At 45.4% G+C, this 4,820-nt stretch carries 6 protein-coding genes; 2 read left to right on the top strand and 4 right to left on the bottom strand.

The genetic code is table 11. The features are described from left to right. The first annotated feature begins 10 nt into the window (after positions 1-10). On the top strand, positions 11-871 hold the full coding sequence (gene rluB / locus ACQY6Q_RS10815; protein WP_427981271.1) for a 23S rRNA pseudouridine(2605) synthase RluB: 861 nt from the start codon (positions 11-13) through the stop codon (positions 869-871). 57 nt (positions 872-928) lie between these two features. Here the strand turns inward: rluB and ACQY6Q_RS10810 are convergent, their stop codons facing one another. The 3 genes from ACQY6Q_RS10810 to ACQY6Q_RS10800 all read right to left on the bottom strand — a co-directional run bounded on the left by ACQY6Q_RS10810 (position 929) and on the right by ACQY6Q_RS10800 (position 2,967). Continuing rightward, entirely contained in the window at positions 929-1,525 is a 597-nt protein-coding gene (locus ACQY6Q_RS10810; RefSeq protein ID WP_427981269.1) for a Yip1 family protein, read from the bottom strand. Between the two features lie 188 nt (positions 1,526-1,713). Continuing rightward, positions 1,714-2,463, bottom strand: coding sequence for a UDP-2,3-diacylglucosamine diphosphatase (gene lpxH, locus ACQY6Q_RS10805; protein WP_427981267.1), 750 nt, complete (start codon positions 2,461-2,463; stop codon positions 1,714-1,716). 6 nt (positions 2,464-2,469) lie between these two features. Further along, entirely contained in the window at positions 2,470-2,967 is a 498-nt protein-coding gene (locus ACQY6Q_RS10800; protein WP_427981265.1) for a peptidylprolyl isomerase, read from the bottom strand. A gap of 153 nt (positions 2,968-3,120) precedes the next feature. Here ACQY6Q_RS10800 and cysS point away from each other — a divergent pair, with 153 nt between their 5' ends. Continuing rightward, the gene (cysS, locus tag ACQY6Q_RS10795) at positions 3,121-4,500 is read left to right on the top strand and encodes a cysteine--tRNA ligase (RefSeq protein ID WP_427981263.1); all 1,380 of its coding nucleotides are present in this window, start codon (positions 3,121-3,123) and stop codon (positions 4,498-4,500) included. Positions 4,501-4,532: 32 nt separating this feature from the next. On the opposite strand, the gene ACQY6Q_RS10790 is transcribed toward cysS, so the two are convergent. After that, the coding region (locus ACQY6Q_RS10790) for a hypothetical protein (protein WP_427981261.1) at positions 4,533-4,820 on the bottom strand (288 nt) is incomplete at its 5' end.

The raw sequence follows: 4,820 nt of genomic DNA, 5'->3' as shown, positions 1-4,820 counted from the left end.
GATTTGTAAAATGAGTGAAAAACTTCAAAAAGTCCTAGCCCGCAGCGGTTTAGGCTCTCGTCGTGAGATGGAAGCTGTAATTGATGCAGGGAGAGTGAGCGTCGATGGAGAAAAGGCCAAATTAGGCGATCGCATCGAAGAAGGGGCTGAAGTCAGGGTTGATGGCAGGCTCATCGACATTCAAAAAGTCGAAGATAGCATTTGCAGGGTACTTGCTTATCATAAAGCAGAAGGGGAAATTTGTTCTCGAAGTGACCCTGAAGGACGCGAAACGGTATTTGATCGCCTACCTCGTTTACAACATGGCAGATGGATCGCGGTAGGACGTCTTGATATTAATACCTCTGGTTTATTGCTTTTCACCACCGATGGCGAATTGGCTAATCGCTTAATGCACCCTAGCTTTGAAGTGGAGCGCGAATATGCGGTGCGGGTTTTTGGTGACGTAAATGACGAGGTGATTCGAAATCTACGCCATGGGGTAGAGCTAGAAGATGGCCGCGCCGCTTTCACTTCAGTAAAACGTCAGGGCGGAGAGGGCATCAATCAATGGTATTCGGTTACCTTGAGTGAAGGGCGCAATCGTGAGGTGCGCCGTATGTGGGAATCACAAGGTATGCAGGTGAGTCGACTGATTCGAGTGCGTTATGGCTTAATTCCCCTACCAAAAGGTTTACCGCGCAGTGGCTGGCAAGAAATGCCGTTGGAGCAAGTAAATTACTTACGTCAATTGGTTCAGTTGAGCAAAGAACAGAATACCGTAATAAAAGTGGCTGACAGGGTTCGTAGTAGTCAACGGATTCGTAAATCGGTGCGTAAACATCGCACTCGTGCGCAAAGCCAAGCGGCTAAGAGAAGACGGTTAAAGTAGATCAAACAGCAAAAAGCTCGCTAAATGCGAGCTTTTTTATTGCGCACTTGTCTTTGGCTAATGGGAGAAAACAGGTCCTGCGCCAGTCGACCATAATATCACGGTGGCTATTAGCACGGTAACCAGCATAACTAGCCCCACGGTGACTAGGCTACTGGCGAAAATGAAACCGCGCTCTTCGGGAATGTGCATGATAATGGGAACGCCAGTATATAGCAGATAAACAGCATAAGTGACCCCGACTAAGCCTGCTACCATCACAAACCAAGGTTCGGGGTAAAGCGCAGCGAAGCCTACCATATATAAAGGAGTGGCCACGTAAGCCGACAACTCAAGGGTTTGCTGGTAAGTGGTTTCGGTATTAAAGGTCTTTGCCATCCACAATGCGGCGTAGGCTAGGCAAAGTACCACGGTGACCATTGCCGCATACATAGCAATAGACATAAAAATGGCGCTTTCATGGGTGAGAGAGAAACTATTATTGCCAATATTCCAGCCAATGTGCACGCTAGAAAAATAGCCACAAATCGCGGGTATTAAAGCCATTAATAATAAATGGGCCAAGCTTGAACCTAAGCCTTCGTGGTGTTTATCAATGTCTTGCCACTCTTCCTTGGTGTGAGAAGCTAGTCCCCAAACATGACTGAATAACATAACTCTGCCTCGCTTTGTTAACATTAATGCAACATTCGCTATAAGTTATGCGCTAAGAGTCAGTAATCGTCAAGTAGTTAATTTGGGTGGCGAATTAGCCGCTTTTTAGCTTAGTTACTGATAGCCAGTCATTTTATTTAAAAATGGCTGGCATTTATTCGGTCATTCATCACTATTTAAAAGTTAATTTATTGAGCTAGTTCAAGCTTCTCAAACTGGTCGTTGGCACTTAAGCTTAATCCACTTGGTTCGATTTTCAGCACGCTCATTTGTTGGTACCAGTCTCCTAGCACTACACGGTATTTGATTTGGTCTTGAGCTTGCTTTAGGGTGTGGATTTTGGGGCGGTGGGTATGACCGTGAATCATGTAATCGATGGGGTATTCGGCAAAACGTTGTTCAACGGCTTGCTGATTGACATCCATGATCCCTAGCGATTTGCTGGTATTGGCTTGTTTACTTTTACTACGGATTTTATTGGCAATTCGCTGACGAATGAACAGCGGAAGCAATAGAAACAGCTTTCTAAGCCAGCGTTTTTGGGTAACAGCGCGGTACTCTTGATAGCCTACATCGTCAGTGCACAAGGTATCGCCATGTAAAATCAGCACTTTCTTACCATAGAGTTCGACTAATTCTTCTTCCTCCAGCAGTTGCATGCCGCAACGTTTGGCATAGGCTTTACCTATCATGAAGTCACGGTTACCGTGAATGAAATAACAGGCTACTCCAGCATCGGTCAGTGTTTTTATTGCTTGTTCTACTTGTTTAGCGACGCGGGTTTTATCGTCGTCACCAATCCAAAATTCAAACAGGTCACCTAATATGTATAGGGCATCGGCTTGGCTAGCCTGTTGTTGCATAAAATCAAGAAAAGCCCGAATAATATCGGGCCGATCTTCACTGAGGTGGAGGTCAGAGATGAAGTAAGTGGGCACGAGGGCTTATTCCGCAATGCTCACAGAGTTAATCACTACTTCTTCTAAGGGGACGTCAGCATGAACATAACCAAAGTTGCCTGTATCCACACCTTTAATTTTGTTCACTACATCCATGCCTTCAACGACTTCACCAAATACACAGTAGCCCCAACCTTCGGTGGTTTCGGCTTTAAAGTCTAAAAAGGTATTGTCGTTTACGTTAATGAAAAACTGCGCAGACGCTGAATGAGGATCCATGGTGCGGGCCATAGCTAAGGTACCGGTTTTGTTTGATAAACCGTTATTGGCTTCATTTTTAATTGGTGCTTTGGTGGTTTTTTCTTCCATGCCAGATTTAAAACCGCCACCTTGGATCATGAAGCCGTCAATGACTCGGTGAAAGATGGTATTGTCGTAAAAGCCTTCTTGAGCGTAAGCCAAGAAGTTAGCTGCTGTTTCTGGCGCTTGTTCGGTATTCAGTTTAACCACAATATCGCCAAAGTTTGTATGTAAAGTAAGCATTTTTTCACCCTTTTTTGCTAAGTGCATCGATTCTAAACTTTCCCATGCGGGCTGACTAGTCACCAAGCTTAATTCGGCTGTTTTTCCTTTGCGGCAGTGGTAGAATAGCCGACTTTAGCTCCCCCGTAGTAAATGGAACAGGAAACCAATTAGATGTTGCAGATATACAATACCTTAACCCGCAAGAAACAAGCGTTTAAGCCTTTAGTGGAAGGTAAGGTGGGAATGTATGTGTGTGGAGTCACCATTTACGATTATTGTCATATCGGCCATGCGCGTACCTTTGTGGCTTTTGATACGGTCGCTCGCTACTTACGCTGGTCTGGTTATCAGCTGACTTTCGTGCGTAATATTACCGACGTGGACGATAAAATCATTAAGCGTGCTGCGGAAAATGGCGAAAGCTGTGAAGCGCTAACAGAGCGCTTCACTGCAGCCATGCACGCAGATTTCGATGCCTTGAATATGCTACGTCCCGATATCGAGCCGCGTGTGACTACCCACATGCCTGAAATTATTCAGGTGATTGAAAAGTTGCTTGCTAACGGGCACGCCTATGTAGCAGCCAGTGGTGATGTATTGTTTGAGGTGAGTAGCTTTGCCGATTATGGCAAGTTAAGCCTGCAAAATTTAGAGATGCTGCAGGCGGGAGCGCGCGTTGAAGTGGAAGAAGAAAAACGTAATCCTCTCGATTTTGTATTATGGAAAAGTGCTAAACCCGGTGAACCTATGTGGGATTCGCCTTGGGGTAAAGGTCGTCCTGGTTGGCATATCGAATGTTCGGCAATGAACATGAAACATCTAGGTGAGGTGTTCGACATCCATGGTGGGGGTTCTGACTTAGCCTTTCCTCATCACGAGAACGAAATTGCTCAGTCTTGCTGTGCCCATAAAACCAATTATGTGAATTATTGGATGCACTCGGGCATGGTTCAGGTGAATAAAGAAAAAATGTCTAAATCTTTAGGTAACTTCTTTACCATTAAAGATGTGTTAGAAGTCTATGATCCTGAAACGGTGCGTTATTTCTTATTGTCGGGGCATTACCGTAGTCAGCTAAATTACTCGGAAGAAAACTTGAAACAATCGCGAGCTGCTTTGGAACGTTTATATACGGCCTTGCGTGGAGTTGAGTTGGTTGCGACTGATGAGCAACGAGCAAGTGCCTACCGAGAACCTTTCAAAGCGGCAATGGATGATGATTTTAATACGCCTGAAGCGCTACCGGTGCTGTTTGAACTGGCTAAAGAGCTTAATCGTGTCAAAGATAGTGACACTCAGCAGGCCGGACAATTGGCTAGCTTAATGTTAGAGCTGGGCGGGGTATTAGGTATTCTTGCTCAAGACGTGGAGAGTTTCCTGCAAGGTGAGCATGATAGTGAAACCGCCGAGATCGAGGCCTTAATTGCCGCTCGCAATCAAGCGCGTGCCGATAAAGACTGGGCTGCTGCCGATGTAGCACGAGATAGATTGAGCCAAATGGGTATTGTGCTGGAAGATGGTGCTGGTGGTACCACATGGCGCAAGGCTTAAGGTTTATGTGAAAGCAGCCTCGGCTGCTTTTTTTACAACTGATATTTGTCTAATAGCTGCTGGTATTGCTCGCTTTGAGTCACTTCGTCTAAAGCCGCTCGAAAGCGTTTTAAATAATCTCCATCGCTTCCTTGGCTAAAAGCATAACACCCTTGTAGATTTCCTAGTTTATAAACTATTTCAAATTGTTCCACGTTATAGCCCATCGAGTTGGCGGTATTCATAATGGCCTCAGGCTCAGAGGGAATCGCATCCACTCGTCCGCGAACTAGCAGTTGTAGTGCTTTAGGTAAATTCTCTGTAGTGATGATGTGGCTGTC

This window comes from Agarivorans sp., from assembly GCF_050295395.1.
GTDB lineage: Bacteria > Pseudomonadota > Gammaproteobacteria > Enterobacterales > Celerinatantimonadaceae > Agarivorans.
This window is presented reverse-complemented; position numbering and strand designations above follow the sequence as displayed.

Bases quoted from the DNA above. Each gene is read 5' to 3' on its own strand.
- ACQY6Q_RS10810 (WP_427981269.1), bottom strand. From the start codon at position 1,525: ATGTTATTCAGTCATGTTTGGGGACTAGCTTCTCACACCAAGGAAGAG.
- cysS (WP_427981263.1), top strand. From the start codon at position 3,121: ATGTTGCAGATATACAATACCTTAACCCGCAAGAAACAAGCGTTTAAG.
- rluB (WP_427981271.1), top strand. From the start codon at position 11: ATGAGTGAAAAACTTCAAAAAGTCCTAGCCCGCAGCGGTTTAGGCTCT.
- ACQY6Q_RS10800 (WP_427981265.1), bottom strand. From the start codon at position 2,967: ATGCTTACTTTACATACAAACTTTGGCGATATTGTGGTTAAACTGAAT.